We start from the raw sequence: 25306 nt of genomic DNA on the forward strand, positions 1-25306 counted from the left end.
ACTCCCAGCGGGGCCCGGGGCCCGCTCGTGGCCCCGGCGGAGGGGGGCATGGGGGGAGGCAGCGCCTCCCCCCGGTCCGCCGCCGGCCAAAGCCCGCGACCGGCCGACTTCACTCCTCGCGGCGGATCCGGTCCTCCAGCGGGGCCTTGCGCCGGCTCAGGATGCCGGCCAGGGGGTCGCTCTCGCCCAGCCCGACCAGGGTCGCGCCGGACATGTAGGCGGCGCGGCCGAGCAGCTGGGCAGAGACGGGCAGGGTCACCAGCATCAGCAGGATGGTCAGGCCGCCGCTGACCGCCGTGCCCCCCGAACCCTCGGCCAGCATGACGCCGAGAAGGAGCAGGGTGCTGCCCAGCGTGCCGGCCTTGGTGGCCGCGTGCATGCGCTGGAAGGCATCGGGCAGGCGCACGACCCCCAGGGCGGCGATGGCAAGGAACGCCACCCCGGCCAGCACCAGGGCGATCCCGAGCAGGTCGCGGATCACGGCTCCCCTCCCTCCGGCTCGTCGCCCTTGCGCTCCAGGAAGCTGGCGAAGGCGCAGGTCGCGACGAAGTTGATCAGCACCAGCCCCAGGGCCACGTCCAGGAAGGCGGCCAGGCCGGTCAGCACCACCACCACCCCGGCGAAGCCGACCGCCACGGCGGTCAGCATGTCCAGCGCCACGAACCGGTCGGCGATGCCCGGGCCGGTCAGCATGCGATAGGCGGCGAGGCCCAGCGGCACGAGCAGCGCCAGCAGCAGCAATGCCGCGGCGCCCGGCAGCAGCCCGGTCATGTCTCGTCCTCCTCCGCCCGGCGCGGCCCGGGCCCTTCCACCATGCGGATCCAGCGCTCGTACATCCGTTTGAAGCGCTCCGCCTCGCGATCCGGATTGTCGGTGTGCAGCAGGTGGACGTAGAGCTTCCGGCGATCCTCGCTGACGTGCAGGCAGGTGGAGCCCGGGGTCAGCGACAGGAAGTTGGCGAAGATCACCGTCCCCCAGGCGGTGCGCAGCTCCGACGGCACCACGACGATCGCGGGCAGGGTGGCCGGGCGGCGCAGCACGATCCGCGCCACCGCCAGCGAGGCCACCACCAGGTCGGCCACGAAGATCGCCAGCAGCGCGACGACCCCGACGATCCGGCCGGGCCAGGCGAGCGGGTTCATGGCGCGCCCCCCAGGATCAGCGCGCCGGCGCGGGCGGGGGCCACCAGGTGGGCGGCGGCGTCGCGGGAGAGCAGGGTCATCGGCTCGGCGAAGAGCCCCATCAGCAGCGTCAGGGCGGAGAGGAAGCCGATCGCCGCCAGCATCGTCCCCGGCAGCGGCTGCGGCGCCGCGCGCGGGCCGGGCAGGTCCTTCCAGAAGGCCTCCATCCAGACTCGTGCCATGGAGAGCAGGGTCAGCAGCCCCACCCAGAGCACGACGCCCGCCAGCAGGACATGCCCCTGGCGCAGCGCGGCATCCACCACCAGCAGCTTGGCCCAGAATCCCGAGAAGGGCGGCAGCCCGGCCAGGGAGAGCGCCAGCGGGGCGAAGATCAGGGCGAAGGCCGGCCGGCCGTACATCAGCCCGCCGCAGCGCTGCAGGTCGAAGCTGCCGCAGCCGCGGCAGATCGCCCCGGCCGCCAGGAACAGCCCGGCCATGACCACGATGTGGTGCAGCATGTAGAAGACGGCGCCGGACAGCCCCGCCTCCGTCCCCAGCGCCAGGCCCACCAGCATGGTGCCGACGCCGCCCACGATGTTGAAGGCCAGCAGCCGGCGCAGGTCCCATTGCGCCACGGCGGCCAGCAGCCCGGTCACCATCGTTGCCACCGCGAGCAGCAGCAGCAGCAGCGTCCCCATCCAGCCCTCGCCCGGCGGCAGGATCAGGGTGAAGACCCGCAGCGCGGCGTAGAACCCCACCTTGGTCAGCAGCCCCGCCATCGCCGCGACGGCGGTGATGCCGGCCGTGGGATAGGAGGCGGGCAGCCAGGCGAAGAGCGGGAAGAACCCCGCCTTGATGCCGAAGCCGGCCAGGAACAGGCAGGCCGCCACCGCCAGGGCGGCCGAGGGCGGCAGCCCGGGCACGACGCGCCCCAGGTCGGCCATGGTCAGCGTGCCCGTCACGCCGAAGAGCAGGGCGATGCCGATGAGGAACAGCACCGTGCCGAGGATGTTCATGGCGGCGTAGCGCAGCGCGCCCTCGACCTGGGCGGGGCGCCGGTCGAGCAGCAGCAGGCCCATCGCCGCCACCAGCATCATCTCGAACCAGACATAGAGGTTGAACAGGTCCGCCGTCAGGAAGGCGCCGTTCACCCCGGCCAGCATGCCGAGGAAGAGCGGATGGAAGCCGGCCCGCTCCTGCCGCGGCCGCAGCTCGGCGCGGCCGTAGAGCAGCACTGCCGCGGCCACCAGCCCGGTCGTCACGGTCAGGGCGGCACTGAGCGGATCGGCCAGGAAGGCGATGCCGAAGGGCGGGCGCCAGCCGCCGAAGCCGATGGCGATCGGCCCCTGCCCCAGCACGCCGACCAGCAGCGCCACCCCGCCCAGCGCCATCAGCCCGACCGCCAGGCCGCACAGCAGCCGCTGTGCCCCGAGCCGGCCCCAGGCCAGCGCCGTGGCGCCGGCGCCCAGCAGCGGGGCGAGGACGGGGGTCGTGACCAGCAGCGTGGCCCAGACCCCCAGCAGGGCATCCGCCTGCACCGGAGCGTCACCCACGCGGCGGGCCCTCCCCGCCATCCGTCCGGTCCCTCGGGGGCAGGGCGGCCTCCATGACCCGCGTATCGACCGCGCCGAAGATGCCCCGCGCGCGCAGCACCAGCGCCGCCAGGAAGGCGGTGAGGGCGAAGCCGATCACGATGGCGGTCAGCACCAGCGCCTGCGGCAGCGCCGCGGCGGCACCGGGTGGCAGGGTGGTCGCGCCCTCGGCGATCAGCGGCGGGGCGGTGGTGCCGGGCCGCGCCGTCTGGAACAGGATCAGGTTCGTCGCGGTGGAGAGCAGGGACAGGCCCAGCACGATCCGCACCGCGTTGCGCGAGAGCAGCAGGTACAGGCCGCAGCCGGAGAAGACCGCGGCGGCGAGGCTGAGGAGCCAGCTCATCGCGGCGCCTCCCCCGGCACCGGTTCGCCGTAGAGGCGGAAGAGGAAGGCCAGCAGCCCGCCCAGCACCACGAGATAGACCCCCAGGTCGAACAGCACGGTGGTGCCCAGCTTGAGCGACAGCCCGCCCAGCGCCGGCTCCACCCAGAGATGGGAGAGGAAATCGCCCCCGGCGAGCAGGCCGGGGAGGCCGCTCAGCACCACCGCCAGCATGCCGGCGCCCACCAGGACCAGCGGATGCAGGCGCAGGCGCCGCCGCCCGGCCTCCACCCCGTCCGAGAGGGTGACCACGGCGAAGGCCAGCGCGCCCATCAGCCCGCCCACGAAGCCGCCCCCCGGCTCGTTGTGCCCGCGCAGCAGCACCACGACCGAGAGGCCGAGCAGGGCCCAGAAGAACAGCTGGCCCATCCGCGAGAAGACGATGGAGGAGCTGCCGCCCTCCCGCTGCGCCCCGGCGGCGGGGGCGGCGCGGCGCAGCAGCGCCCAGACCACCACGGCGGCCAGGCCGACCACGCTGGTCTCGCCCATCGTGTCCAGTGCCCGGAAGTCCACCAGGATCACGTTGACCACGTTCCGCCCGAAGGCCAGGGGATAGGAGGCGGCGGCGTAGAAGTCCGACAGGCGCTGATCGGCGGGCTGCGCCAGCATGGATTGCAGCGCCAGGAAGACCACCGCGCCGAAGCCCGCCGAGAGCAGCAGGTCGCGCCGGCGCGCCGCCGCGTCCCGCGTGGCGGGCGACGCCAGGGGCAGGCGCAGCAACACCGCGGCCAGCAGCACGACCAGCAGCGCCTCCACGGCGAACTGGGTGAGGGCCAGGTCCGGCGCCCCGTCCAGCAGGAAGACCAGCGCCGAGGCGAAGCCGACCAGCCCCACGGCGATCAGCGCGCCCAGCAGGCTGCGCGACCGGGTGGCCATGACCGCCCCCGCCATGCCGATCGCCAGCACCCCGGCCACCTCCGGCCGGAAGCCGGCGAAGGGGGCGAGCTGGATGCCCCCGGCCGCGACCCCCGCGGCCAGCAGCGCCAGCACCGACCAGAGCAGCACGGAGAGGTCGCCGCGCAGGTCGGCGCGCCGCACCGCCCGCGCCGTGCCCTCCGCCATGGCTTGCAGCAGCGCCATCCCCTGCTCGTAGCCACGCTCGCCGGCGAAGCGGTCCAGCGGGCGGAAGCGCGCCATCAGCCGGTGCAGCGGCGTCCAGAAGGCCAGGATCAGGGCGCCGACCAGCACCACCACGCCGGAGAGCGCCAGCATCGGCGTCAGCCCGTGCCAGAGGGAGATGTCCACCGGCGTCCAGCGCCCCTGCAGCGCCAGCACCGCGGGCTCCAGCACGATGCTGCTCAGCCATTCGGGGGAGAGGGCGAAGAGCAGGCCGAGCAACGAAAGCAACAGCGGGCCGAGCAGCAGCCCGGCCGTCTCGCCGTGGTGCACCTCCGTGGTGCGGCTTCGGGCCATGAAGAAGGGGCGCAGGGAGACCACCCCGGCCACGCCCACCATCACCGCGTTCACCAGCACCGCGATGGCGAGCGGCAGCGCGTCCCAGGAGCTTTCCAGCTGCGCCTCGAACAGGAACTCCTTGGAGATGAAGCCGAGGAAGGGCGGCAGCCCGGCCATGGAGAGAGAGGCGAGCGTGGCGGCCGCGGCGGTCAGCGGCAGGAAGCGGGCGAGCCCGCCCATGGCGCGCAGGTCGCCGTGGCCGGTGGCGTGGATCACCGTGCCGGCACAGAAGAACAGCGCCGCCTTGTACAGCGCATGCGCCACGATGAAGCCGACCATGGCGACCAGCGTGGTCTCGCCGTCCAGGCCGACCAGCATCACCAGGATGCCCAGCGAGGCGATGGTGGAATAGGCCAGCACCGCCTTGAAGGAGAAGGCGCGCAGCACCTGCACCCCCGCCACGATCATGGTGATGGCGCCCACCGTCACCAGGGCGGTGCGGAAGTACGGCGCCTCGCCCAGCACCGGCTCGAAGCGGGCGAGGAGGTAGATGCCGAGCTTCACCATGGTGGCGGAGTGCAGGTAGGCGGAGGCCGGGGTCGGCGCCTGCATCGCGTTGGGCAGCCAGAAGTAGAAGGGGTACTGCGCCGACTTGGTGAAGGCGCCGAGCAGAACGAAGAGCACGACCCAGCCGCTGATCCCCCCCGGTGCCAGGTCCCCGGCATGGGTGGTGATCTCGGCGAGGGAATAGGTGCCGAACTGCGCCCCCAGCATCAGGATGCCCGCCAGCAGCGCCAGCCCGCCCCCCGCGGTGACCAGCAGCGATTGGGAGGCGGAGCGGCGCGCGGTGGGGCTGCCGCCCTCGAAGCCGATCAGCAGGAAGGAGAGGAGGCTCGTCAGCTCCCAGAAGACGAACAGGGCGATGAGGTTGTCCGACAGCACGGCCCCCAGCATCGCCCCCATGAAGAGCAGGATCAGGGTGTAGAAGCGGGCGCGGGTGCGCCAGGGCTTCTCCTTCAGGTAGGCGCCGGCATAGACGACCACGAGCGCGCCGATGCCGGTGATCAGCAGCGCGAAGAGCATCGAGAAGCCGTCCAGCCGCAGGTCCAGCCCCACCCCCAGCGAGGGCACCCAGGGGATCCGGCGCTCCACCACCTCGCCCGCCGCGGTGTAGCGCGACAGGTTCAGCAGGTTCAGGAACAGGATGGCGGGCAGGAGGGCCAGGGCCCAGCCCGCCTTGCGGTTCACCACGCGGGTGACCGGCCAGGCCACGAGCGCGGCCAGGACCGGAAGAATCAGGAATGCTTCCAAACCGTTGCTGCCCCCAGCCCTGCGCCCGCCCTCTATCTCTGACCAACCGGGCCGGGGAGCAATGGTTGAGGCAGGCTTCATCGTCGCCACGCCGTGCTGAAATGCGGCTGGCCGGAGTTTATAGGAATATTTTCTTGACACAACGCTCCGCCGGCTGCTAGCAGGCCAGGGCCACCGGGCGAGCCGCGCCCGGCGCTCCCCCCACCCTGCCCCGCCGCACATGCCCTCCCCTCCCCGGGGCCGGGCCCGCCTGCCCTCGCCTAGTCGGGGGACGGGCCGCGGCGTCGCGCGCCGCCGGAGGCCCCGCCCATGCCCTTTCCCCTCATCGCCCTCGCCACCACCCTCCTGCCCGAGCTGGTCCGCCTGGTGGCAGGAGACCGGGCAGGAAGCCTGGCCGGAACCGTCGCCGGCGCGGTGCGCGAGCTGACCGGGACCGACGAGCCCGAGGCCGCCCGGGCCGCGATCGAACGCGACCCGGCCCTGGCCACCCAGCTGCGGCTTCGCCTGGCCGAGATCGCGCTGGAGCAGGAGCGGCTGCAGCGCGCGGCGGCGGAGCAGGAGCGCCGGGCGGAGCTGGAGACGCTGCAGGCGCGGATGGCCGACCTCGCCTCCGCCCGCGGCACGATGCTGGAGATGGCGCGCGGGCACAGCCCGCTGGCCTGGGGCCCCGCCCTGGTGTCGAGCCTGGTGGTCGTCGCCTTCTTCGCGGTGCTGACGCTGCTGATGGTGCTGGACCGCAGCTTCGCGGCCGAAACCGCCGCGCTGGTGAACATCACCATCGGCACGCTCGGCGCGGCCTTCGCCTCGGTGGTGAACTTCTGGATCGGTTCCTCGCAATCCTCCCGCGACAAGGACCGGATGGTGCAGTCGATGCAGGCGGCGAGCACGGCGCAGATGCAGCACGCCTTCGGCGCGCTGCGGGACATGGCCGGGACCCTGCCGGCGCCGGAGGAACCGGAGGCACCCCCGGCCGAGGAGCGGTTCGACCGCTGCCTGGAGGTCGTGCTGGCGAAGGAGGGTGGCTTCGTCGACGACCCGCGCGACCCCGGCGGCGCCACCAACATGGGCATCACCCTGGCGACGCTGCGCGCCTTCCGCGAGGCGGAGGTGAGCGCCCAGGACGTGCGCGACCTGACCCGGTCCGAGGCGCGCGAGATCTACCGAGCCCGCTACTGGACGCCGATGCGCTGCGCCGATCTGCCGGCCGGGGTGGATCTGACGGTCTTCGATTTCGGGGTGAATGCCGGGCCGTCCCGTGCCGTGCGGCTGCTGCAGCGCGCGGTGGGGGTGACGGCGGACGGCTCGGTCGGGCCGATCACCCTGGCGGCGGCGCGGGCCCTGCCGCCCGCCGGACTGGTCGATTCGCTGGCCGAGGCGCGGCTGGCCTACTACCGCGGCCTGGACGGCTACGCGGCCTTCGGGCGCGGCTGGACCGCCCGGGTGGAGGCGGTGCGGCGCGCGGGCCGGGAGATGGCGCGGAAGAGCGCCACAGAGCCCATGCGGGGGTGATCCGGCGCGGATGGCTGGGGGGCTTCCCCCTTGTGGCCACCTGCGCTAGAGGGAGGACGGGGACCCGTAGCTCAGCTGGATAGAGCGTTGCCCTCCGAAGGCAAAGGTCGTACGTTCGAATCGTATCGGGTCCGCCAATTTTTCAAAGACTTAGGTGTATTCCTAGTTGCTCTACCTTGGCGCAAGGTACCACCAAGGTAGCAGTAGAGCAGCAGATGGCGGATGCCTCCGTCTCCATTAAGGGCTCCGCAGCCAGGACAGCGCGCTCGGCTCCGCTAGCTCTGCCGGGACAGACAACAGCCGCTCCGCTACCGCGTCGAGGATCGCCACGGCCTTGGCGTTGGTCAGGACCCCTGCCTTCTGACCGATCTTCACAGCTTCCAGGGCTGCCATCACTCCCTCCCCATACTTAAGAGAGAGGTCCGTTACCCTGGCCCCGCCCCTGGCGACTCGTGGGCTCTGCTTCTGCTTCGGCTTCCGCATCACTCAGCCCTTCCAGCTTTGAGGGTGAGGACAGGCGGTGCAGCTTCCGGGGCGATCAGGCAAAGGTTATCCGCCAGAACCCGGTTCAACCCGTCCGCATGGGCGTCCGTCAGGTTCCCCGCTTCGGCCGCGTCGGCACATTCGATCAGGACAAGGCGGATATTCTCGGCGGCCTGTTGAGCGGGTCCGCCCCCTTCTGACATCGGCGGAAAGGTGCGTACGAGCCGCAGGGTCCAGGCATCCCGATCAACGGTCAGGGTGTGAGGGCCGAGGGAGAAGGTGGCCTCCCTTGGCTGCGCCTTCCACAGCCGCTCCCGAATCCTGGCCAACATCAAGCCTCCCCCGCATCAACAAGGGTGATGGGTGGCTTGGCTCCCGGCGCGATGATGGAGAGCCGGGCGGCCAGGACCCGATGCAGCTTGCCTACGTCTGCCGAAGTGACGCCTCCTGACCTGTAGGCAGCGATCACCCGACCGGACGCGGACTTGATATCCTCCACGGTTTCCAGGGGGCCAAGGATGAGATCGGGTTCCGGCTCCGGGCACCAGTCCTTGGCCGGGAAGATGCGCTCCAAGAGCAAGCGCAGGGTCGCGGCGTCCCGGTCGAGACACATGCCGTAGGCGATGGCGAGAAGCCCCTCTCCATTCGTCAGAGCGAAGTCTTCCGCCATCCGGTTCAAGCGACTCCGGGCGCCCTTGGGCCTCCCGCCAGGGTTGCCGGAATGACCCGGCAGGAATCGTCCATCGGGCTTCCGTCCGGGCACGCCTTCGGCCTGTTCCCCTGTATTCAACAGGGGATTCGCGGGCTTGGAGGTCTTCGCCATGGATCAGTCCTCCCAGTCCCGATCCCCGGCCTTCGGGTAGGACGGGGTACAGCCGACCGCGCGGCGGGCCGACTCCCCGGCGTGATCCGCCGCTTTCTTCAGGGCCTCGGGGCTGGTGTCGGTCTTGGCCTGTTCCGCCAAGCCTTCGGCCTTCGCGAGCTTCGCGAGCCGGTTCATGGTCCCGAAGCGGGTCATAAAGGTCATGCTGTCCTCCTTGTGCTGCCGCATTTTGCGGGACCTGAGGACGGGCTGAGGCTGGGCTGAGGCCGCGCGGTGTCAGCCTTACCCCACTGAAATTGGGTTCAACTGGCCGCCCGTCCGCATCTGATCCGCGATGATCTGATTCATTTTGGCTTCCAGGGCACGGACAACTTCCGCACCGATGCGCTGGCTGTCAGCGGCGTTCGTAGGGCTGCCGCCGCCCAAACCCTGGTTGCCGCCACCGCCGCCCGCGTTCACGGTGACGTTGAAGTTATTCGTGAGGTTCGGCGCGCTTACGATGGCGGACGGAGCAACGGGCGGCGCGGAGAGCGCAACGGGAATGCGGTTGCCATCCGGCAGGGGCACGAAGGCTTCCGGCATGCGCCCCTCCCCGAAGAGCGCAAGCTGTGGCGAGCGGGCGATGCCGCCGCTGGCATACTGCCGCAGCGGTACAGGACCCTTCGGCGTCATGATCCCGCCGTTGGCGAAGCCGAAGAGGCCGCTAAAGGCCCCGATCAGCGATCCGACCATGGAGGCGCCGGAATCCTTGCTGGCCCCCCTGCCCAAGGACGAAATCCACGATGCGATAGGGCCGGTGACCTGAGAACGGAGAAGGTCCCTCCCGAGGTCCATCGCAACAGCGCGGGCAATGCCTTCCAGGCTTTCGCCCAGCTTGTCCCCCGCGATGGCGACGCCAAGGAAGCCATCCTCGGCCGACTCCAAGGCACCCGTCACGGTTCGTTCCCACCGTTCCCAACTCTGCATCCCATCCTGGCTGACAAAGCGGGAGAGAGGCCCCGCCGCGCGATCGGCGCGATCCTGGGCCGCTGTCACGGCGTCGAGGGCCGCAACGCGCTGGCGATACTCTTCGCTGTCTATCCCCAGGCCGATGCGGGCAAGCTCGTTTCGGGCTTCCGCAAGGCGGACGGCCCGTTCCCTCTCCTGATTGGATGCGCCGTAGAGGTCCCGCTGCGCTTCCAGGGTTTGCGTTTCCTCCCGAAGCTGGGCAGTCTGGCGAGAGAAGTCCAAGGCCCCCGCCGCATCGTTCCTCTCACGAATGAGGCGAAGCTCTTCCGACAGGCGCTCGCGAAACTCCTTTGAGTCGGGCGTTGCCACGGCGGAGGACCGGGCTGCCCGGAAAGCATCCTGAAAGGCCGCAAGGTCCGCCACGCCACCGCCCTGCCGTGCCGTAGCCCGCAGGGTGCGGGCCTCTTCCTCTAGCTGGGCACGACGCGCGGTGGTCGCAGAATCCTGGCGCTGGGTGATGGCGGCAATATCCGTCTGCAAGGCCCGGCGCGATGCAAGAACACCATCCGGCAGACTGGCCGAGGGAGCGGCGTTGTCATGAATAGCACCCGAATGCACAGGGGCGCCCGCGCGAGCGGCGGACAGGCCAGAAGCCCATTCCGGGGTCCTTCCTCCCACGGCGTTGGGGGACATGCCGTTCTGTGCCGCTGCCCGGTTCAGGCTGATTTCCCGCAGCCTCCGCGTTGTCTCTTCGTCGCTGAGGCTTGCTGCGAAGACTTCCTCCCGCATCCTGGCGGCGGTGGCGTTGTTGGCGCGGATCGTGGCCGGCGAGGCTCCCGCGAGGAAGGTGCCGGGGGGAAGGGCCGCCACCGCTCCGCGCTGAGCGTCGATCCGGCGCTGATCCTGGCGGGCAAGCTCTTCCTCGGCTGCGCGCCGTGCCCTGGCCTGGGCTGCTTCGGCGGCGGCGGTGTTGGACGGGTTGCGGGCGATGGCGCGGTCATAGGCAGCCTGTGCCGCCCGCTCCGTCACGGCGCCACGCTCCGCGATTTCGGTTTCGCTGAGGCGCTGTGCGTTCCGCCTCTCCGCGATGGCTGCGGCACCCGTCTCCGGGTTAAGGCCCTGGCGGATGGCTTCCTGCCGATCCTGTGCTGACTGAAGGGCGCCGGCTCCTTCTCTGGCTGCGGCGGCCAGCTCCCGGAAGGCGCGGGTCTCCGTCTGAATCGCCACGATCCCGGCCACTGTGAACCGCGCCGGGTTTGGCGGAGGCTGTTTGGCGTGAGTCAGGCCGCCAGGGCTATGGCCTCCTGGGCGGCATAGTAGCGCGCCTCCGCCTCGGCGGGCGGGATGTTTCCGATCGGCTCGAGGAGGCGGCGGTTGTTGAACCAGTCCACCCATTCGAGGGTGGCGAACTCGACGCCCTCCAGGCTGCGCCACGGGCCGCGGCGCCGAATGACCTCGGTCTTGAACAGGCCGATGACGCTCTCGGCCAGCGCGTTGTCGTAGCTGTCGCCGACGCTGCCGACCGACGGCTCGATGCCCGCTTCCGCCAGGCGCTCGGTGTAGCGGATAGACACGTATTGGACCCCGCGATCGCTGTGATGGATCAGCCCCATGCCCTGGACAGGCCGCCGGTCATGCAGCGCCTGCTCCAGGGCATCCAGGACGAAGCCAGCATGGGAGGTGCGCGACACCCGCCAGCCGACGATCCGCCGCGCGAAGGTGTCGATGACGAAGGCGACGTAGACGAAGCCCTGCCAGGTCGCGACGTAGGTGAAGTCCGACACCCAGAGCAGGTTCGGCCGCGGCGCCAGGAACTGCCGGTTTACCCGGTCGGCCGGGCATGGCGCGCCCTTGTCGGGCACCGTCGTCCTGGTCTCCTTGCCACGCACCACGCCGCGCAGGCCCATCTGGCGCATCAGCCGCGCCACCGTGCAGCGGGCGACCGACGTCCCCTCGCGGCCGAGCTGGCGCCAGACCTTCCGCACGCCGTAGACGCCGAAGTTCTCGGCGTGGACCCGCCGCACCTCCGCCCGCAGCATGCTGTCCCGCTGCGACCTGGCCGAGCCCAGAGTGGGATCGGCGCGGCGCGCGGCATGGGCGTGGTAGGTGGACGGGGCGATCGGCAGAACCCGGCAGATCGACTCGACCCCGTACACGCCCCGATGATCGTCGATGAAGGCGATCATGGCTTCGACCGGCGGTCGAGCTCCGCCAGGGCAAAATACGCTGATGCCTTGCGCAGGATCTCGTTCGCCTGGCGCAGCTCGCGGTTCTCCCGCTCCAGCGCCTTGATGCGATCCCGATCCTCGCTCGTGGGCCCGGCACGCTTGCCGCGGTCACGCTCGGCCTGCCGGACCCAGCGACGCAGCGTCTCCGCCGTGCAGCCGATCTTCGCCGCGATCGAGCCAATCGCCGCCCATTGCGAGCCATGCTCCCCGGCGCCGTCCAGCACCAGCCGCACCGACCGCTCCCGAACCTCAGGCGAGTAGCTCGCCGCCGTCTTCTTCGCCGTCATCGCTCCATCCTCTCAACGGTTGGAGCCTCCGCCAAACCCGGCGCGGTTCACTGGGAAGGAGCCTTGGATGGCGAGGTACGATTTGAGCGAGGCGGAGTGGCGGTTGATTGAGGCGTTGCTGCCGAACAAGCCCCGCGGGGTGGCCCGGGTGGACGATCGTCGGGTGATCAACGGGACTTTCTATGTGCTGCGAACAGGCTCGCCATGGCGGGACCTGCCGAGCCGCTATGGTCCCTCCACCACGATCTACAATCGCTACAACCGGTGGGCGAAGGCCGGGGTCTGGCTGCGGGTCTTTGAGGCTCTGGCGGCAACATCGCCTCAATCCCTGCACCTGATCGACAGTTCCATCATCCGGGCCCACCAGCATGCCGCCGGTGGAAAAAAGGGGGCCCGGATCACGCCATCGGCCGTTCTCGTGGAGGACTGAGCACCAAGATCAACGTCCTGGTGAACCAGGATGGATTGCCGCTGCGGATCGTGCTCTCGGCTGGACAAGCCTCAGACAAGGCCGCCGTGGAGGCCCTGATCGACGGCCTGCCGCCCGCCCAAGCCCTTGTCGCTGACCGGGGCTATGACGCGCAGGCCATCCTCGATCTGGTTCGGGATCGCGGAGGCTGCGCCCATATCCCGACCCAGCGGGACCGGAAGATACAGCGCTCCGTCGATCCGACCCTCTACCGTCAACGCAATCAGGTCGAACGCTTCTTCTGCAAGCTCAAGCACTTCAGGCGCATCGCCACCCGCTTCGACAAGCTCGCGCGCAACTTCCTCGCCGCCATTCTCCTCGCCTCAACACGTCTGTGGCTCAAATCTTATGAGTCCACGACCTGGCGGATGTGCGCCACTCTGCGCCAACTCTCGATTCGCTCAAGCAGCGGTGAGACAGGCATTTCCCTACGGCAAACGTGAGCCGACAGGGAAGCGTGCCGGGTGTTGGCCAGAGCCACCACTGTAAGGCTGCCGACATCCATCGATTCGGAGCATCGCCGAGCATCGGCGTCACGTCATGGACCCAACCCATTGAAAAGGCTGGCGTCCCCTAGGGGATTCGAACCCCTGTTGCCGCCGTGAGAGGGCGGTGTCCTAGGCCTCTAGACGAAGGGGACGTGGCCTGCGGTGGCGGGCTTCTACCGAATGGCCCGGTGGGGATCAACCCACCGCCGCGATTTTCTGTACCGTGCCGGGCAAGGGGCTGGCCCGCGCCCTTGCCGTCACTCCCCCAGCCGGACCTCCCCGACGGTCCGGCCGCTGCGCGTATCCAGCAGCAGCAGCCGCTCGCCGTCCGGCCGGCCGATCCAGACGGCCACGCGACCCTCGGCGCCCCCGGCGATTCCCAGGATGCGGCTGCCGGCGGGCTGGCCGAGCGCGGCCTGCACCGGCGGCGCATTCGCGGCCAGCGAGGCGGAGGAGGGCATGGCCCCCGACATGCGCTGGACGATCAGCACCGCCAGCGTCACGGTGCCCCCGACGATCAGCACCCCCATCACCACGACGAGCACCTTGAGCGCGCGCAATCCCGACCCCGATTCCCTGGAGATCCTCGCCACGCCCGAACAGGCTGGCGGCAGGCTCGACCGCCTGCTGGCGACGGCGTCAGGGTCACTCTCGCGCTCGCGTGTCAAGGCGCTGATCGAGGCCGGCCAGCTCCGCCGCGACGGGCAGCCGGTGACGGAACCCGCCGAGGCGGTGCGCGCCGGCAGCCGCTACGTGCTGACCATCCCGCCGCCGGAGCCGGCGACGCCGCAGGCGCAGGACATCCCGCTGACGATCCTGTTCGAGGATGCGGACCTGATCGTGCTGGACAAGCCGGCGGGGCTGGTCGTCCACCCGGCGCCCGGGAACCTCGACGGCACGCTGGTCAACGCGCTGCTGGCGCATGCGGGCGACGACCTGCCGGGAATCGGGGGGGAGAAGCGGCCGGGGATCGTCCATCGCCTGGACAAGGACACCAGCGGGGTGATGGTCGTCGCCAAGTCCCAGGTGGCGCACCAGGCGCTGTCGGAAGCCTTCGCGACCCGTGACCTGGACCGGGAGTACTTGGCCCTGGCCTGGGGCCTCCCGTCGCCGGCGAAGGGAGAGGTCGAGGCGGCGATCGGCCGCCATGCCCTCGACCGCAAGCGCATGGCGGTGGTCGGGCGGCAGGGCGCCCGCGCGGGCAAGGCGGCGCTGACCCGCTATGCCACGGAGCGGGCCTGGGGAACGGCCTGCTCCCTCCTGCGCTGCCGGCTGGCCACGGGGCGGACGCACCAGATCCGGGTCCACCTGTCCCATATCGGCCATCCGCTGGTGGGCGACCCGGTCTACCTCCGCCGCACCCCCGCCGCGGCACGCCTGCTGCCGGCCGAGGCGCGCGACACCCTGCTCGCCTTCCCGCGCCAGGCCCTGCATGCCGCCACGCTGGGCTTCCGCCATCCGGTGACCGGGGCGCCCATGGCCTTCTCCTCGCCGCTTCCGGAGGACATGGCCAAACTCTTGATGTTGCTGGATACGACCGTGATGTAACCCGACTGTGACGGTCGGTTTTTCTTGCATTTTTTTCGCAGTGCGGCTAAAACCCGACTCAGCCGCCGCAGCCGAGTGCCGCTCAGAGGCGTTGATGCAGCAAGCCGTCCCGACGTGACCGGGGCGTCAGCAGCAGCGCAGGGCTCAGCCGCGGAAGGGTTTTCCAGGGACACCGGTCCCGGGCCCGCCGTCACGGGGGAACCAGGCCGGCACAGGAGGCAAGACCACCCATGGCTTCCAGTTCCATGATTCCGATCGCCCCCGAGGGCAACCTCTCCCGCTACCTGCAGGAGATCCGCAAGTTCCCCATGCTCTCCCCCGAGGAGGAGCTGTCCCTGTCCAAGCGCTGGAAGGATAATGGGGACGAAAAGGCCGCGCACAAGCTCGTCACCTCGCATCTGCGACTCGTGGCCAAGATCGCCATGGGCTATCGCGGCTACGGCCTGCCGGTCGGCGAGCTGATCAGCGAGGGCAATGTCGGCATGATGCAGGCGGTGAAGCGGTTCGACCCGGACCGCGGCTTCCGCCTCGCCACCTACGCCATGTGGTGGATCCGCGCCGCCATCCAGGAATACATCCTGCACTCCTGGTCGCTGGTGAAGATGGGCACCACCGCCGCGCAGAAGAAGCTGTTCTTCAACCTGCGCCGGCTGAAGGCCCAGATGTCCGCGCTCGAGGAGGGCGACCTCCAGTCCGAGCAGGTCGAGAAGATCGCCCGCGTGCTCCAGGTGCCGGAGCAGGACGTGGTGTCGATGAACCGGCGCCTCGCCTCGCCCGACCACAGCCTGAACGCCCCCGTCCGCGCCGACAGCGAGGGCGAGTGGCAGGACTGGCTGGTCGACGAGGACGAGAGCCAGGAGAGCGCGCTGGCCGAGCGGGAGGACATGTCCAACCGCCGCCACCTGCTCGACACCGCGCTGAAGACGCTGAACGAGCGCGAGCGGCACATCCTGATCGAGCGCCGCCTCAAGGACGAGCCGACCACGCTGGAGGAGCTGTCGCAGCAGTACAACATCTCGCGGGAGCGGGTCCGCCAGATCGAGGTCCGTGCCTTCGAGAAGCTGCAGAAGTCGATGAAGAACCAGATCGTCGAGCGCCGCCTCCAGGTGGCTTGACGGTCCGGGCTCCCGGGACGGGGCGGCGGGGCGACCCGCCGCCCTTTTTCTGTCCGCGCTCCGCAAGCCCTGCCTAGGCCGGGACCTCGTCGCGCGGCCGCCACAGGATCAGCGCCAGCGCCGCCAGGCTGACCAGCACGCCCGCCAGGAACATCGCCCGGTAGCCGGAGGCGGCGATCAGCAGCCCGGCCAGCGGCCCGGTCAGCCCGACCGAGACGTCGAAGCTGGCCATGAAGCCCCCCACCGCCACGCCGCGGCTCTCCGGCGGCACGCGCCGTATCGCCTCCACCCCCATGGCCGGGAACATCAGGGAGGACCCCAGCCCCGTCACCGCCGCCCCGGCCAGGGCCATCCAGGGTGCCGTCGCCAGCCACAGCAGCCCCTGCCCCAGCATCACCACCAGGCAGCACACCGCCCCCACCGAACGGCCGCCAAGCCGGTCCGGCAGGTGCGCCAGGAACAGCCGGACCAGGATAAAGCCGGCGGCGAAGGCCGTCAGCGCCAGCCCCGCCCCAGCCCAGCCCTCGGCGGCGTAGTGCAGGGTGATGAAGCCCGACAGCATGGCGAATGGCATGCTGGCGAGGGCCAGGGCGCCGCCGGGCCGGGCGATCAGGCCCAGCACCCGGCGCATCGGGACGCGCGGGCCATCATGGCGCGGCCGCGCCGGCGGTGCCGGCAGCAGGGCGGCCAGGGCCATGGCCAGCAGGGGCAGCAGCAGCGTCGCCCAGCCCACCGCGGCGAAGCCGAAGCGCTCCAGCAGCCAGAGCCCGGCCGGGGCGCCGAGCCCCAGGGCGCTGAACATGGCGATGCCCTGCCAAGCCATGACCATACCGGTGCGGGCGGCCCCCAGCCGGGCGATGCCCCAACTCATGGTGCCGGTCAGGAACAGGCTCTCGCCCAGGCCCAGCAACAGGCGTCCGGCCAGCAGCAGCGCCAACTGGGCCCCCGCCGCGTCCGGCAGGGTGGAGAGGAGATAGGCGCCGCCGGCCAGGGCCAGCAGCGGCGCCCCCGTCAGCACCGCCAGGGGCGGCCCGCGCCGGTCGACCAGCGCGCCGGCATGCGGCCGCGTCACCACCGCCGCCAGGGATTGCAGCCCGATCACCAGTCCGACCACGAAGGGGCCGAAGCCCAGCGTCTCATGCAGATGGACCGGCAGCACCGGCAGGGGCAGCCCGACGCAGAGCATCGCGCTGAACACCATGGCGACGATGGGCAGCAGACACGCGAAGGCGTTCGGCACGGCTGCGGCGGGTGGGGATGGATTCACGACAGGCGTCCCGGCTGGGCCACGGAACCGGGACACGGGTCCCTGGCCGGACGCGTTGCTTGACGTGAGCGCCTACGGCCGGCGGGGCGAATCCCCGTGGGCGGACCGCTTATCCGGGCGCCGGACCCAGGCGGTCAAGACCGGGCCGCCCCCTCTCCGCGGGCCGTTGCGGCACCTGCGCGGCGGCAGCGGCCGTCCCTCCTAGCCTTCCGCCGGTTCCGGCCCCCGCGTCCGCCGCTCCGGACTCGGCACCTCGACCGGCCGGCCCTCCGTCGCGGCGCGGTAGAGGGCCGCCATCAGCCGCTGGTCCTGCAGCCCCTCCTCGCCCGGCGTGTGCGGCGCCTCGCCGGCGCGCAGCCGTTCGGAGAAGTGGTCGATCTCCGTGGCGAACTGGTTCTTCCGGGCGATCACCCGCTCCTGCCGCTCGATGATCTCCCCCGCCTTGCGGGAGACGAACAGCCGCTGGCCGCGATAGGCGAAGGCGTCCGGGATTTCCGCCAGCCCGTTCTCGAAGAGCAGCCGCAGCGTCTTGTCCTGGAAGGCGCCGTAGGAGGTGACGCATTGCGCCACGATGCCGGACGGGAAGCGCAGGCGGAAATCCATGCTTTCCTCTACCTCCGCGAAGCGGGGATCGCCCGCCGGGCTCTGCATCTGGGCCGAGACCTCCACGGGTTCCTCGCCGGTCAGGTAGCGCGTGGCATTCAGGCAGTAGAGCCCGATGTCCGGCAGCGCCCCGCCGCCCGCGAGGGCCTTCGCGTAGCGCCACTGCGGGCCGGGACCGTTGGACTGCACGTTGGTGGCATGGATGAAGCGCAGCTTCCCCAGCTCGCCGAAGCGGACCAGGCGGATCGCGGCGCGGCTGTGCGGCTCGTACTGGCAGCGATAGGCCACCATCAGCTTCACCCCGGCCCGGGCGCAGGCCTCGACCATCGCCTGCGCCTCCTCGGGGGTATTCGCCATCGGCTTCTCGCACAGCACGTGCTTGCCGATCGCCGCCGCGCGCTCGGTGTACTCGCGGTGCATGCCGTTGGGCAGGACGATGTAGACGGCGCGCACCTCGCGCAGCTGGCGCAGATCCTCGAAGTTGTCGTAGCCGAGCACGGAGGAATCGGGAATGCCGTACTGCCGGGCCACGACCGCCGCCTTCTCCGGGCTGCCGCTGACCAGCGCGACGGGGCGCGACTGCCTGCACGCCCCGAAGGCCGGCAGGATCTCCTCCAGGCTCAGCCGGCCGAGTCCGACGATGGCATAGCCCACGCGCTCCCCCGGTGGCAGCGGCGCGGGCGGCGGCGGCGGCTCCGGCTCCGCCTGGCCGCGCCAGTTGGGGAAGGTGACGCGCCCGCCCTCGACGCCCCCGGTGTCCATCCGGCTCGGCGCGGGATAACCGGGCGCCCCGGCCCCACCCAGCGCCACGCCCAGGGCCGAGAGACCCGACGCCTGCATCAGCCCGCGACGGGAGGCACGCGGCATGGTCTTGGCGTCGTCGGGCATGGCCGGGCATCCGTTCTGCGGGAGAGCCCGTCCAACGCCCGCATGCGCGGCGGCGTTGCGGCGCGGCCGGGGGATGACGGCCATTCGCCGAACGGATTGGCGCCGCAACATCCCCCACCCCATCCTCTCCGCATGATCGAGCACACCACCACCACCCCGGCCCCCCATCCGGGGGCCAACCAGGGCCCGGCGCCGGCCGGGCTTCGCATCGGCCACGTCCACCTGAAGGTCGCCGAGCTGGAGCGCGGCCTGCGCTTCTGGCGCGACGTGATCGGGCTGCAGGAGACGCAGCGCTACGGCCGCCACGCCGTCTTCCTCTCGGCGGGCGGCTACCACCACCACATCGCCCTCAACACCTGGGAGAGCGCCGGGGGGCCGCCGCCCGCCCCGGGCACCACCGGGCTCTACCACGTCGCCCTGCTCTACCCGGACCGCGCCACGCTGGGCACGGCGCTGCGCCGGGTGCTGGAGGCCGGCATCCCGCTGGAGGGCGCCTCCGACCACGGCGTGTCGGAGGCGATCTACCTGCGCGACCCGGACGGCAACGGCGTGGAGCTGTACCGCGACCGCGCCCGGGAGGAATGGCCCCGCGACGAGGCCGGCGGGCTGGCCATGGTCACCCGCCCGCTCGACCTGCGCGCCCTGCTGGCCGAGGCGGGCTGATCGGCGCGGCGGCCCTCGCCGGCCGGGCGGCGCCGCGGTGAGGAAGCGGCCGCCGGACAGCAGGCCGCCCTCGGACCGGCATGCTGCGCCGCCGCACAGCGTAACAACAACGTCAACGACGACGTCACGCCGGAACGCGCCGCGGGGCTCGCGGGGCGGGAACCGGTCATGCCAGTCAGGAGGGGCACGACGCGCCGGGACTTGACCCGCATCAAGGCCTTGTCACCAACGGGGCAGCATGGTCCCGTCGCGCAACACGGAGGCCGTGCGATCGATGTCCTTCTCCTTCATCTCGCCTGCCGAACCGCAGTCGAACCGCAAGCTCGCCTACCTCATCCTCGCGCTCGCCCTCTATGTCGGCGTGCTGCTGCTGCCCACGCCGGCCGGGCTGTCCGCCTCCGGCCAGGTGGCGCTGGGCCTGCTGGTGCTGGTCATCGTGCTGTGGATCAGCGAGTGCGTCTCCCCCGCCAACAGCGCCATCATCCTGGTCGGCATGGCCGTGCTCGGCCTGATGGGCAAGCCGCTGCGCGAGGGTGGGCCGCCGCTCAGCTCCACCGGCGCGCTGAACGCCATGCTCACCGGCTTCTCCTCCACCGCGGTGCTGCTGGTCGCGGCCGCCCTCTTCCTTGCCGTCGCGCTGAAGCTCACCGGGCTGGACCGGCGCGTCGCCCTGCTGGTGATGAGCAAGGTCGGCATCTCCGCCTCGCGACTCATCCTCGGCGCCATGCTGGTGGGCTTCGTGCTGGCGCTGTTCATCCCCTCGGCCACCGCCCGCGTCGGCGCGGTCATCCCGATCATGGTCGGCATCATCACCGCCCTGGGCCTGCCGGTCTCCAGCAGCCTGGGCGCGACCCTGATGATCGTCACCGCCTCGGCCTGCTCCATCTTCAACATGGGCATCAAGACCGGCGCGGCGCAGAACCTGATCAGCCTGAACTTCATGCAGCAGGCCTTCGGCCACACCATCACCTGGGGCGGCTGGTTCGTCACCGCGCTGCCCTTCACCATCGGCATGTGCGTCGTGCTCTACCTCGCCGCCATGTTCATCCTGCGCCCGGAGGTGCCGGCGAAGGAGGAGGCGGAGCGGCGCCTGGCCGAGGAGCTGGCCAGCCTCGGCCCCGTCACCCCCGCGGAGATGCGGCTGATGTTCGTCGCCGCCCTGCTGCTGGTGCTGTGGTCCACCGAGGGGGTGCTGCACCCGCTCGACACCACCACCACCACCCAGCTCGGCATCGCCCTGCTGCTCATGCCGCGCTTCGGGGTGATGCACTGGGCCCAGGCGGAGAAGCTGGTGCCCTGGGGCACCGTGATCCTCTTCGCCGCGGGCATCTCCCTCGGCACCCTGATGTCCACCACCGGCGCCGCCGCCTGGCTGGCGCAGGTCACCCTGGGCCAGCTCGGCCTCGCGGCGCTGCCGGTCTTCCTGGTGGTGGGCGCGCTGTCGCTGTTCAGCATCGTGCTGCACCTGGGCTTCGCCTCGGCGACCGGGCTGGCCAGCACCCTGATCCCCATCATGATCGCCTTCGCCCAGACCCTGCCCTACGGCAAGGAGACCGCCTTCGGGATCGTGCTGATCCAGAGCATGGTCGTGTCCTTCGGCTTCATCCTGCCGACCAATGCGCCGCAGAACATGCTCTGCTACGGCACCGGCGCCTTCACCATCAACCAGTTCGCCAAGGTGGGCGTGGTCGTCACCGTCGCGGGCCTGGCGCTGATCGTGCTGCTCTCCGCCACCCTGTGGCCCCTGATGGGAGTGCTGTGACATGGCCGGCAAGGTCGGGATCGTCGGCGCCGGGCTGGTCGGCGCCGCGGCGGGCTATCTCCTCTCGCAGACCCCGGGCGTGCGGGAGGTGGTGCTGGTCGACCTCGACACCGCCCGCGCGGCGAGCGAGGCGGCGGACATCGCCCATGCCGCCTCCTTCGGCAGCACCGCCCTGGTGCGCGCGGGCGACTATGCCGAGCTGGCGGGGGCGGACGTCATCGTCATCACCGCCGGCGTCAGCCTCAAGCCGGGCCAGACCCGGCTGGACCTGCTGGCGCGCAACGCCGCCATCGTCGGCGGCATCATCGGGGAGGTGCTGAAGGTCGCGCCCGAGACGGTGCTGCTCTTCGCCACCAACCCGGTGGACGTGATGCCGGCGCTGGCGGTGCGCCGCTTCGGCGTGCCGCCGGGCCGCGCCATCGGCACCGGCTGCGCGCTCGATTCCGCCCGCTTCCGCGACCGGCTGGCACAGGAGTTCGGCGTCTCCCCCACCTCCATGCACGCCTACGTCCTGGGCGAGCACGGGGATTCCGAGGTGCTGCACTGGAGCGGCGCGCATGTCGCCGCCATGCCGCTGGCCCGCTTCGCCGAGCTGCGCGGCGACCCGCTGACGCCGGAGCGCCAGGCGGCGATCGCCCAGGAGGTCCGCACCTCCGCCTACCGCATCAAGGAGGGCAAGGGCGTCTCCAACTTCGGCATCGGCGGCTGCATCGCGCGCCTCACCCAGGCGCTGGTGAACGACGAGCACACCGTCTTCACCGTCTCCACCGTCATGGACGAGGCGCTGGGCGTGGCGGATACCTGCATCTCCCTGCCGCACGTCCTCGGCGCGCGCGGCGCCTCCGCGCCGATGCTGCCGCCGCTCGACGCGGAGGAGACGGAGGCGCTGCGCCACAGCGCGGAGGTGATCCGCGAGGCCATCGGGCACGCCCTGGCGGCGCGGGCCTGAGCCGCCGGCCGGCCCAGGGGCCCTCCCCCCTCCCCGGCTGGCACGCCGCTTGAAGGGGCGGCCCCGATCTTCGGGAGCCTGCCCATGCCGCGCCGCGCATCCCCTGCCTCCCCCGGACGCACGCGGCCAGGCGTGGGGCGCCCCCCGGCCGCCCGTCGCGTCCCGGCCGGGGGATAGCGCGATGCTGCGGACCGTCCTCGCCCGGCTGGGCACCGCCATCCCGAGCATCGTCGGGGTGGTGATCGTCACCTTCCTGCTCACCCGCGTGCTGCCGGGCGACACCGCCGCCTATTTCGCAGGCCCCGCCGCCACGCCGCAGGCCATCGCGGAGATCCGCGGCAAGCTCGGGCTCGACCGGCCGCTGCCGGAGCAGTTCGTGCGCTATGTCTCCGACCTCGCCCGCGGCGAGCTCGGCACCTCGCTCACCACCGGCCAGCCCGTGGCGGCGGAGATCGCCGCGCGGCTGCCCGCCTCGGCCGAGCTGACCCTGCTCGGCCTGCTGCTGGCCATGGCCATCGCCATCCCGCTGGGCATCCTCGCGGCGCTGAAGCAGGGCTCCTGGATCGACCACCTCTGCCGCATCGTCACCACGGCGGGGGTCTCCCTGCCGGTCTTCTTCACCGGGCTGCTGGCCGTCTACGTCTTCTACTTCGTGCTCGGCTGGGCCCCGGCGCCGCTGGGCCGGCTGGACGCCTTCGCCAGCGAGCCGGCCCGGATCACCGGCTTCTTCCTCATCGACAGCGCCCTGGCCGGCGATGCGGAGACCTTCCTCGCCGCCCTGTCGCAGCTCGCCCTGCCGGCCGCCACCCTCGCCGTCTTCGCGCTCGCCCCGCTGGCCCGCATCACCCGCGCCTCGATGCTGGCGGTGCTCGCCTCCGACTTCGTGCGCACGGCGCGGGCCAGCGGGCTGACGGGGCGGACGGTGGTCCTCACCTACGCCTTCCGCAACGCGATGCTGCCGGTGCTGACCACGCTGGGCATGGTCTTCTCCTTCCTTCTGGGCGCCAACGTGCTGGTGGAGAAGGTCTTCGCCTGGCCCGGCATCGGCTCCTACGCGGTGGAGGCGCTGATCGCCTCCGACTACGCGCCCGTGCAGGGCTTCGTGCTGGTGATGGCGGTGCTCTACGTGCTGCTGAACCTCGCCATCGACCTGCTCTACGGCGTGATCGACCCGCGCATGGGGGTGGCATGACCGAGGTGATCCCCGTCCGGGCCGCCGCCGGGGCGGAGCCCGTCCCGGTGCCGCCGGGCAGCCCCCTGGCGGCCCTGTGGCGCCATGCCCGCTACGTCGCGGCCGAGAATCCGGTCACCGGCTTCTCCTTCCTGCTGTTCGCCCTGCTCGCCCTCTGCGCCATCCTCGGCCCCTGGATCGCGCCCTACGACCCGCTGGCCAGCGACACCGCCGTCGCGCTGCGGCCGCCCTCCGCCGCGCACTGGTTCGGGACCGACCAGCTCGGCCGCGACATCCTCAGCCGCGTGATCGTCGCCACCCGGCTGGACATGGGCATCGCCCTGTTCTCCGTGGCCCTCGTCTTCGTCTTCGGCGGCCTCGCCGGCGTCGCGGCCGGCTATTTCGGCGGCTGGACAGACCGGATCGTGGGGCGGCTGGCCGACACCATCATGGCCTTCCCCCTCTTCGTGCTGGCCATGGGCATCGTCGCGGCGCTGGGCAACACGGTGACCAACATCGTCATCGCGACCGCGATCGTGAACTTCCCGCTCTACGCCCGCCTCGCCCGCGCCGAGGCCAGCATCCGCCGCAACGCCGGCTACGTGCAGGCCGCGCGCCTGACCGGCAACAGCGAGGCCCGCGTGGTGCTGACCACCATCCTGCCCAACATCCTGCCCCTGATGGCGGTGCAGATGTCGCTGACCATGGGCTATGCCATCCTCAATGCCGCGGGCCTGTCCTTCATCGGCCTGGGCGTCCGCCCGCCCACCCCCGAATGGGGGATCATGGTGGCGGAGGGCGCGAGCTTCATCGTCTCCGGCGAATGGTGGATCGCGCTGTTCCCCGGCCTGGCCCTGATGCTCGCCGTCTTCTGCTTCAACCTCCTCGGCGACGGGCTGCGCGACATCGTCGATCCGCAGAGGCGGACGTGACGGCACCGGCGCAGCCCCCCGCGGGGCGGGCTCCGCCCCCGGCGGGAAGGGCCGGGCCTCCCCCGGGGGCCAGGCGCGGCGCCGCCTCAGCGGCGCGCGGACACGCTCGCCGCGTAGTTGTCGAAGGTCAGCTCCGCGACGCGGTGCCACAGGCGCATCTCGTCGCGGGCCTTGGACCAGCTCTCGTAGATCTTCGCGAAGTCCGGGTTGCGGCCGGCGATCTCCTTCTCCAGCTCGACCGCCTTGGCGTAGCAGCCGTCCATGATCTCGCGCGAGAAGGGGCGGAGCTGCGTGCCCTGGGCGACGAGGCGCCGCAGCGCGTCGGGCGAGCGGATGTCGTAGCGCGCCAGCATCCAGGTCGTCGCCTCCAGGCAGCCCTGGCGGATCGCCGCCTGATACGATTTGGGCAGGGCGTTGTACTGGTCGAGGTTGGCGTAGAAGTAGGTGGTCGCCGCGCCCTCCCACCAGGCGGGGTAGTAGTAGAAGGGCGCGACGCGGAAGAAGCCCAGCTTCTCGTCGTCATAGGGGCCCAGCCACTCCACCGCGTCGATCGTGCCGCGCTCCAGCGCCGGGTAGAGATCCCCGCCCGCGAGCTGCTGCGGCACGCCGCCGACCCGGCTCAGCACCGTGCCGCCCAGCCCGCCGATGCGCATCTTCAGGCCGTTGAGGTCGGCCAGCGTCCGCACCTCCTTGCGGAACCAGCCGCCCATCTGCGCGCCGGTGCTGCCCAGCGGCAGGCCGAAGCAGTTGAACTTGCGCGACACCTCGTTGAGCAGGTCGATGCCGCCGCCATCGTACAGCCAGGCGTGCTGCTGCCGCGTGTTGAGGCCGAAGGGCATGTTGGTGCCGAAGGCGAAGGCCTCGCTCTTGCCCGTGTAGAAGAAGCTGGCGGTGTGGCAGCACTCCACGCTGCCCTGCTGCACGGCATCCAGCGCCTGCAGCGCGGGCGCGATCTCGCCGGGGCCGAAGACGCTGATGCGGAAGCGGTCGTCCGTCAGCTCGGCCACGGTGCGGGCGAAGACCTCGGCCGCGCCGAAGATCACCTCCAGGTTCTTCGGATAGGAGGAGGTCAGACGCCAGCGCAGCGCCGGCTGGGCGGAGACCACGGCCGGGGCGGACACCGCCGCGGCGGCGGTGCCGGCCAGCCCGGCCTGGCGGAGCAGGGAGCGGCGATTCATCGGAAGCGGTTTCCTCCAACCCGCGGGCCCTTTGGCCCGGCATTTGCACAACCGGCGGCTGTACCGACGCGGATCGCCCGACGGCGGACTGGCCCGGGCCTTGCCAGGGCAGCCGCCGCCAGGGTCACCGTCGCCGGAACGATGCGCGCGCCATTGGCACAGCATGGGCTGCAGGACCAGGGGGAAGGCGTGCCG

At 71.4% G+C, this 25306-nt stretch carries 24 protein-coding genes, 2 tRNA genes, 1 pseudogene and 1 other annotated feature; of the genes and pseudogenes, 10 read left to right on the forward strand and 17 right to left on the reverse strand.

Going from position 1 to position 25306, the window contains the following annotated elements; translation table 11 throughout:
- Positions 1–109 precede the first annotated feature (109 nt).
- The 6 genes from mnhG to mbhE are packed head-to-tail and all read right to left on the reverse strand — an operon-like array spanning position 110 to position 5800.
- Positions 110–481: a monovalent cation/H(+) antiporter subunit G gene (gene mnhG, locus LPC08_RS18150; RefSeq protein ID WP_230449639.1), complete on the reverse strand. Its 372-nt coding sequence runs from the start codon at positions 479–481 to the stop codon at positions 110–112.
- Complete coding sequence (locus LPC08_RS18155) at positions 478–771, reverse strand: MrpF/PhaF family protein (protein ID WP_230449640.1); 294 nt, start codon at positions 769–771, stop codon at positions 478–480. Before LPC08_RS18155 ends, mnhG begins: the two co-directional genes overlap by 4 nt.
- Positions 768–1142 carry a Na+/H+ antiporter subunit E gene (locus tag LPC08_RS18160; protein WP_230449641.1) on the reverse strand — a complete coding sequence of 125 codons (375 nt, stop codon included), beginning with the start codon at positions 1140–1142 and terminating at the stop codon, positions 768–770. Before LPC08_RS18160 ends, LPC08_RS18155 begins: the two co-directional genes overlap by 4 nt.
- Positions 1139–2674, reverse strand: a complete 1536-nt coding sequence (locus LPC08_RS18165) for a proton-conducting transporter transmembrane domain-containing protein (protein WP_230449642.1) — start codon at positions 2672–2674, stop codon at positions 1139–1141. The genes LPC08_RS18160 and LPC08_RS18165 overlap by 4 nt, the downstream gene beginning before the upstream one ends.
- Entirely contained in the window at positions 2667–3056 is a 390-nt protein-coding gene (locus tag LPC08_RS18170; RefSeq protein ID WP_230449643.1) for a sodium:proton antiporter, read from the reverse strand. The genes LPC08_RS18165 and LPC08_RS18170 overlap by 8 nt, the downstream gene beginning before the upstream one ends.
- On the reverse strand, positions 3053–5800 hold the full coding sequence (gene mbhE, locus LPC08_RS18175; protein WP_230449644.1) for a hydrogen gas-evolving membrane-bound hydrogenase subunit E: 2748 nt from the start codon (positions 5798–5800) through the stop codon (positions 3053–3055). The genes LPC08_RS18170 and mbhE overlap by 4 nt, the downstream gene beginning before the upstream one ends.
- A 309-nt stretch (positions 5801–6109) precedes the next feature.
- Between mbhE and LPC08_RS18180 the strand changes: the two genes are divergently transcribed.
- Both LPC08_RS18180 and LPC08_RS18185 read left to right on the forward strand, forming a co-directional pair.
- Positions 6110–7309: a glycosyl hydrolase 108 family protein gene (locus LPC08_RS18180; RefSeq protein ID WP_230449645.1), complete on the forward strand. Its 1200-nt coding sequence runs from the start codon at positions 6110–6112 to the stop codon at positions 7307–7309.
- A gap of 60 nt (positions 7310–7369) precedes the next feature.
- A tRNA-Arg gene (locus LPC08_RS18185) sits at positions 7370–7446 on the forward strand.
- Between the two features lie 100 nt (positions 7447–7546).
- On the opposite strand, the gene LPC08_RS18190 is transcribed toward LPC08_RS18185, so the two are convergent.
- The 6 genes from LPC08_RS18190 to LPC08_RS18215 all read right to left on the reverse strand — a co-directional run bounded on the left by LPC08_RS18190 (position 7547) and on the right by LPC08_RS18215 (position 12078).
- The gene (locus LPC08_RS18190) at positions 7547–7702 is read right to left on the reverse strand and encodes a hypothetical protein (protein ID WP_230449646.1); all 156 of its coding nucleotides are present in this window, start codon (positions 7700–7702) and stop codon (positions 7547–7549) included.
- A gap of 89 nt (positions 7703–7791) precedes the next feature.
- Positions 7792–8124 carry a hypothetical protein gene (locus LPC08_RS18195; protein ID WP_230449647.1) on the reverse strand — a complete coding sequence of 111 codons (333 nt, stop codon included), beginning with the start codon at positions 8122–8124 and terminating at the stop codon, positions 7792–7794.
- A complete protein-coding gene (locus LPC08_RS18200; protein WP_230449648.1) occupies positions 8124–8615 on the reverse strand; it encodes a DUF5681 domain-containing protein in 492 nt (163 codons plus the stop codon). Before LPC08_RS18200 ends, LPC08_RS18195 begins: the two co-directional genes overlap by 1 nt.
- Positions 8616–8618: 3 nt before the next feature.
- Complete coding sequence (locus LPC08_RS18205) at positions 8619–8819, reverse strand: hypothetical protein (RefSeq protein WP_230449649.1); 201 nt, start codon at positions 8817–8819, stop codon at positions 8619–8621.
- A 78-nt stretch (positions 8820–8897) separates the two neighbouring features.
- Positions 8898–10802, reverse strand: coding sequence for a coiled-coil domain-containing protein (locus LPC08_RS18210; protein ID WP_230449650.1), 1905 nt, complete (start codon positions 10800–10802; stop codon positions 8898–8900).
- A 41-nt stretch (positions 10803–10843) separates the two neighbouring features.
- Positions 10844–12078 (reverse strand): IS3 family transposase gene (locus LPC08_RS18215; protein ID WP_230449651.1). Its coding sequence is split into 2 segments (ribosomal slippage): positions 10844–11784 and positions 11784–12078, totalling 1236 coding nucleotides; the frame shifts between segments, so codons are not numbered across the junction.
- Positions 11675–11791: a sequence feature (AL1L pseudoknot), on the reverse strand. It overlaps the preceding gene by 117 nt.
- Before the next feature lie 67 nt (positions 12079–12145).
- Between LPC08_RS18215 and LPC08_RS18220 the strand changes: the two are divergent.
- Positions 12146–12906: pseudogene (locus LPC08_RS18220) on the forward strand (IS5 family transposase); the annotation flags it as partial.
- A 205-nt stretch (positions 12907–13111) separates the two neighbouring features.
- On the opposite strand, the gene LPC08_RS18225 reads toward LPC08_RS18220, so the two are convergent.
- Positions 13112–13187, reverse strand: a tRNA-Glu gene (locus LPC08_RS18225).
- Positions 13188–13292: 105 nt separating this feature from the next.
- Complete coding sequence (locus LPC08_RS18230; protein ID WP_230449652.1) at positions 13293–13595, reverse strand: DUF6476 family protein; 303 nt, start codon at positions 13593–13595, stop codon at positions 13293–13295.
- Between LPC08_RS18230 and LPC08_RS18235 the strand changes: the two genes are divergently transcribed.
- Positions 13582–14583: an RluA family pseudouridine synthase gene (locus LPC08_RS18235; RefSeq protein ID WP_230449653.1), complete on the forward strand. Its 1002-nt coding sequence runs from the start codon at positions 13582–13584 to the stop codon at positions 14581–14583. The two genes, LPC08_RS18230 and LPC08_RS18235, sit on opposite strands and share 14 nt — an antisense overlap.
- 230 nt (positions 14584–14813) lie before the next feature.
- Positions 14814–15698: an RNA polymerase sigma factor RpoH gene (rpoH, locus tag LPC08_RS18240; protein ID WP_230449654.1), complete on the forward strand. Its 885-nt coding sequence runs from the start codon at positions 14814–14816 to the stop codon at positions 15696–15698.
- Between the two features lie 73 nt (positions 15699–15771).
- Here the strand turns inward: rpoH and LPC08_RS18245 are convergent, their stop codons facing one another.
- Both LPC08_RS18245 and LPC08_RS18250 read right to left on the reverse strand, forming a co-directional pair.
- Positions 15772–16965 carry an MFS transporter gene (locus LPC08_RS18245; protein ID WP_230449655.1) on the reverse strand — a complete coding sequence of 398 codons (1194 nt, stop codon included), beginning with the start codon at positions 16963–16965 and terminating at the stop codon, positions 15772–15774.
- A 201-nt stretch (positions 16966–17166) separates the two neighbouring features.
- The gene (locus LPC08_RS18250) at positions 17167–18456 is read right to left on the reverse strand and encodes a Gfo/Idh/MocA family protein (protein WP_230449656.1); all 1290 of its coding nucleotides are present in this window, start codon (positions 18454–18456) and stop codon (positions 17167–17169) included.
- A 132-nt stretch (positions 18457–18588) separates the two neighbouring features.
- Between LPC08_RS18250 and LPC08_RS18255 the strand changes: the two genes are divergently transcribed.
- From LPC08_RS18255 to LPC08_RS18275, 5 genes are all read left to right on the forward strand, one after another.
- The gene (locus LPC08_RS18255; protein WP_230449657.1) at positions 18589–19119 is read left to right on the forward strand and encodes a VOC family protein; all 531 of its coding nucleotides are present in this window, start codon (positions 18589–18591) and stop codon (positions 19117–19119) included.
- A 274-nt stretch (positions 19120–19393) separates the two neighbouring features.
- The gene (locus tag LPC08_RS18260) at positions 19394–20881 is read left to right on the forward strand and encodes an SLC13 family permease (RefSeq protein ID WP_230449658.1); all 1488 of its coding nucleotides are present in this window, start codon (positions 19394–19396) and stop codon (positions 20879–20881) included.
- 1 nt (position 20882) lies between these two features.
- Positions 20883–21830, forward strand: a complete 948-nt coding sequence (locus tag LPC08_RS18265) for a lactate/malate family dehydrogenase (protein ID WP_230449659.1) — start codon at positions 20883–20885, stop codon at positions 21828–21830.
- A gap of 181 nt (positions 21831–22011) precedes the next feature.
- Positions 22012–23022, forward strand: a complete 1011-nt coding sequence (locus tag LPC08_RS18270; protein ID WP_230449660.1) for an ABC transporter permease — start codon at positions 22012–22014, stop codon at positions 23020–23022.
- Positions 23019–23933: an ABC transporter permease gene (locus LPC08_RS18275; RefSeq protein WP_230449661.1), complete on the forward strand. Its 915-nt coding sequence runs from the start codon at positions 23019–23021 to the stop codon at positions 23931–23933. Before LPC08_RS18270 ends, LPC08_RS18275 begins: the two co-directional genes overlap by 4 nt.
- An 86-nt stretch (positions 23934–24019) precedes the next feature.
- Here the strand turns inward: LPC08_RS18275 and LPC08_RS18280 are convergent, their stop codons facing one another.
- The gene (locus tag LPC08_RS18280) at positions 24020–25111 is read right to left on the reverse strand and encodes a TRAP transporter substrate-binding protein (protein ID WP_230449662.1); all 1092 of its coding nucleotides are present in this window, start codon (positions 25109–25111) and stop codon (positions 24020–24022) included.
- Positions 25112–25306 lie beyond the last annotated feature (195 nt).

Origin of the sequence: Roseomonas sp. OT10 (assembly GCF_020991085.1) — a bacterium.
GTDB classification, from domain to species: domain Bacteria; phylum Pseudomonadota; class Alphaproteobacteria; order Acetobacterales; family Acetobacteraceae; genus Roseomonas; species Roseomonas cutis.

Coding starts and splice junctions, on each gene's coding strand:
- LPC08_RS18155 (WP_230449640.1), bottom strand. CDS start 771: ATGACCGGGCTGCTGCCGGGCGCCGCGGCATTGCTGCTGCTGGCGCTG.
- LPC08_RS18160 (WP_230449641.1), bottom strand. CDS start 1,142: ATGAACCCGCTCGCCTGGCCCGGCCGGATCGTCGGGGTCGTCGCGCTG.
- LPC08_RS18170 (WP_230449643.1), bottom strand. CDS start 3,056: ATGAGCTGGCTCCTCAGCCTCGCCGCCGCGGTCTTCTCCGGCTGCGGC.
- LPC08_RS18180 (WP_230449645.1), top strand. CDS start 6,110: ATGCCCTTTCCCCTCATCGCCCTCGCCACCACCCTCCTGCCCGAGCTG.
- LPC08_RS18190 (WP_230449646.1), bottom strand. CDS start 7,702: ATGGCAGCCCTGGAAGCTGTGAAGATCGGTCAGAAGGCAGGGGTCCTG.
- LPC08_RS18195 (WP_230449647.1), bottom strand. CDS start 8,124: ATGTTGGCCAGGATTCGGGAGCGGCTGTGGAAGGCGCAGCCAAGGGAG.
- LPC08_RS18200 (WP_230449648.1), bottom strand. CDS start 8,615: ATGGCGAAGACCTCCAAGCCCGCGAATCCCCTGTTGAATACAGGGGAA.
- LPC08_RS18205 (WP_230449649.1), bottom strand. CDS start 8,819: ATGACCTTTATGACCCGCTTCGGGACCATGAACCGGCTCGCGAAGCTC.
- rpoH (WP_230449654.1), top strand. CDS start 14,814: ATGGCTTCCAGTTCCATGATTCCGATCGCCCCCGAGGGCAACCTCTCC.
- LPC08_RS18250 (WP_230449656.1), bottom strand. CDS start 18,456: ATGCCCGACGACGCCAAGACCATGCCGCGTGCCTCCCGTCGCGGGCTG.
- LPC08_RS18255 (WP_230449657.1), top strand. CDS start 18,589: ATGATCGAGCACACCACCACCACCCCGGCCCCCCATCCGGGGGCCAAC.
- LPC08_RS18260 (WP_230449658.1), top strand. CDS start 19,394: ATGTCCTTCTCCTTCATCTCGCCTGCCGAACCGCAGTCGAACCGCAAG.
- LPC08_RS18265 (WP_230449659.1), top strand. CDS start 20,883: ATGGCCGGCAAGGTCGGGATCGTCGGCGCCGGGCTGGTCGGCGCCGCG.
- LPC08_RS18270 (WP_230449660.1), top strand. CDS start 22,012: ATGCTGCGGACCGTCCTCGCCCGGCTGGGCACCGCCATCCCGAGCATC.
- LPC08_RS18275 (WP_230449661.1), top strand. CDS start 23,019: ATGACCGAGGTGATCCCCGTCCGGGCCGCCGCCGGGGCGGAGCCCGTC.
- LPC08_RS18280 (WP_230449662.1), bottom strand. CDS start 25,111: ATGAATCGCCGCTCCCTGCTCCGCCAGGCCGGGCTGGCCGGCACCGCC.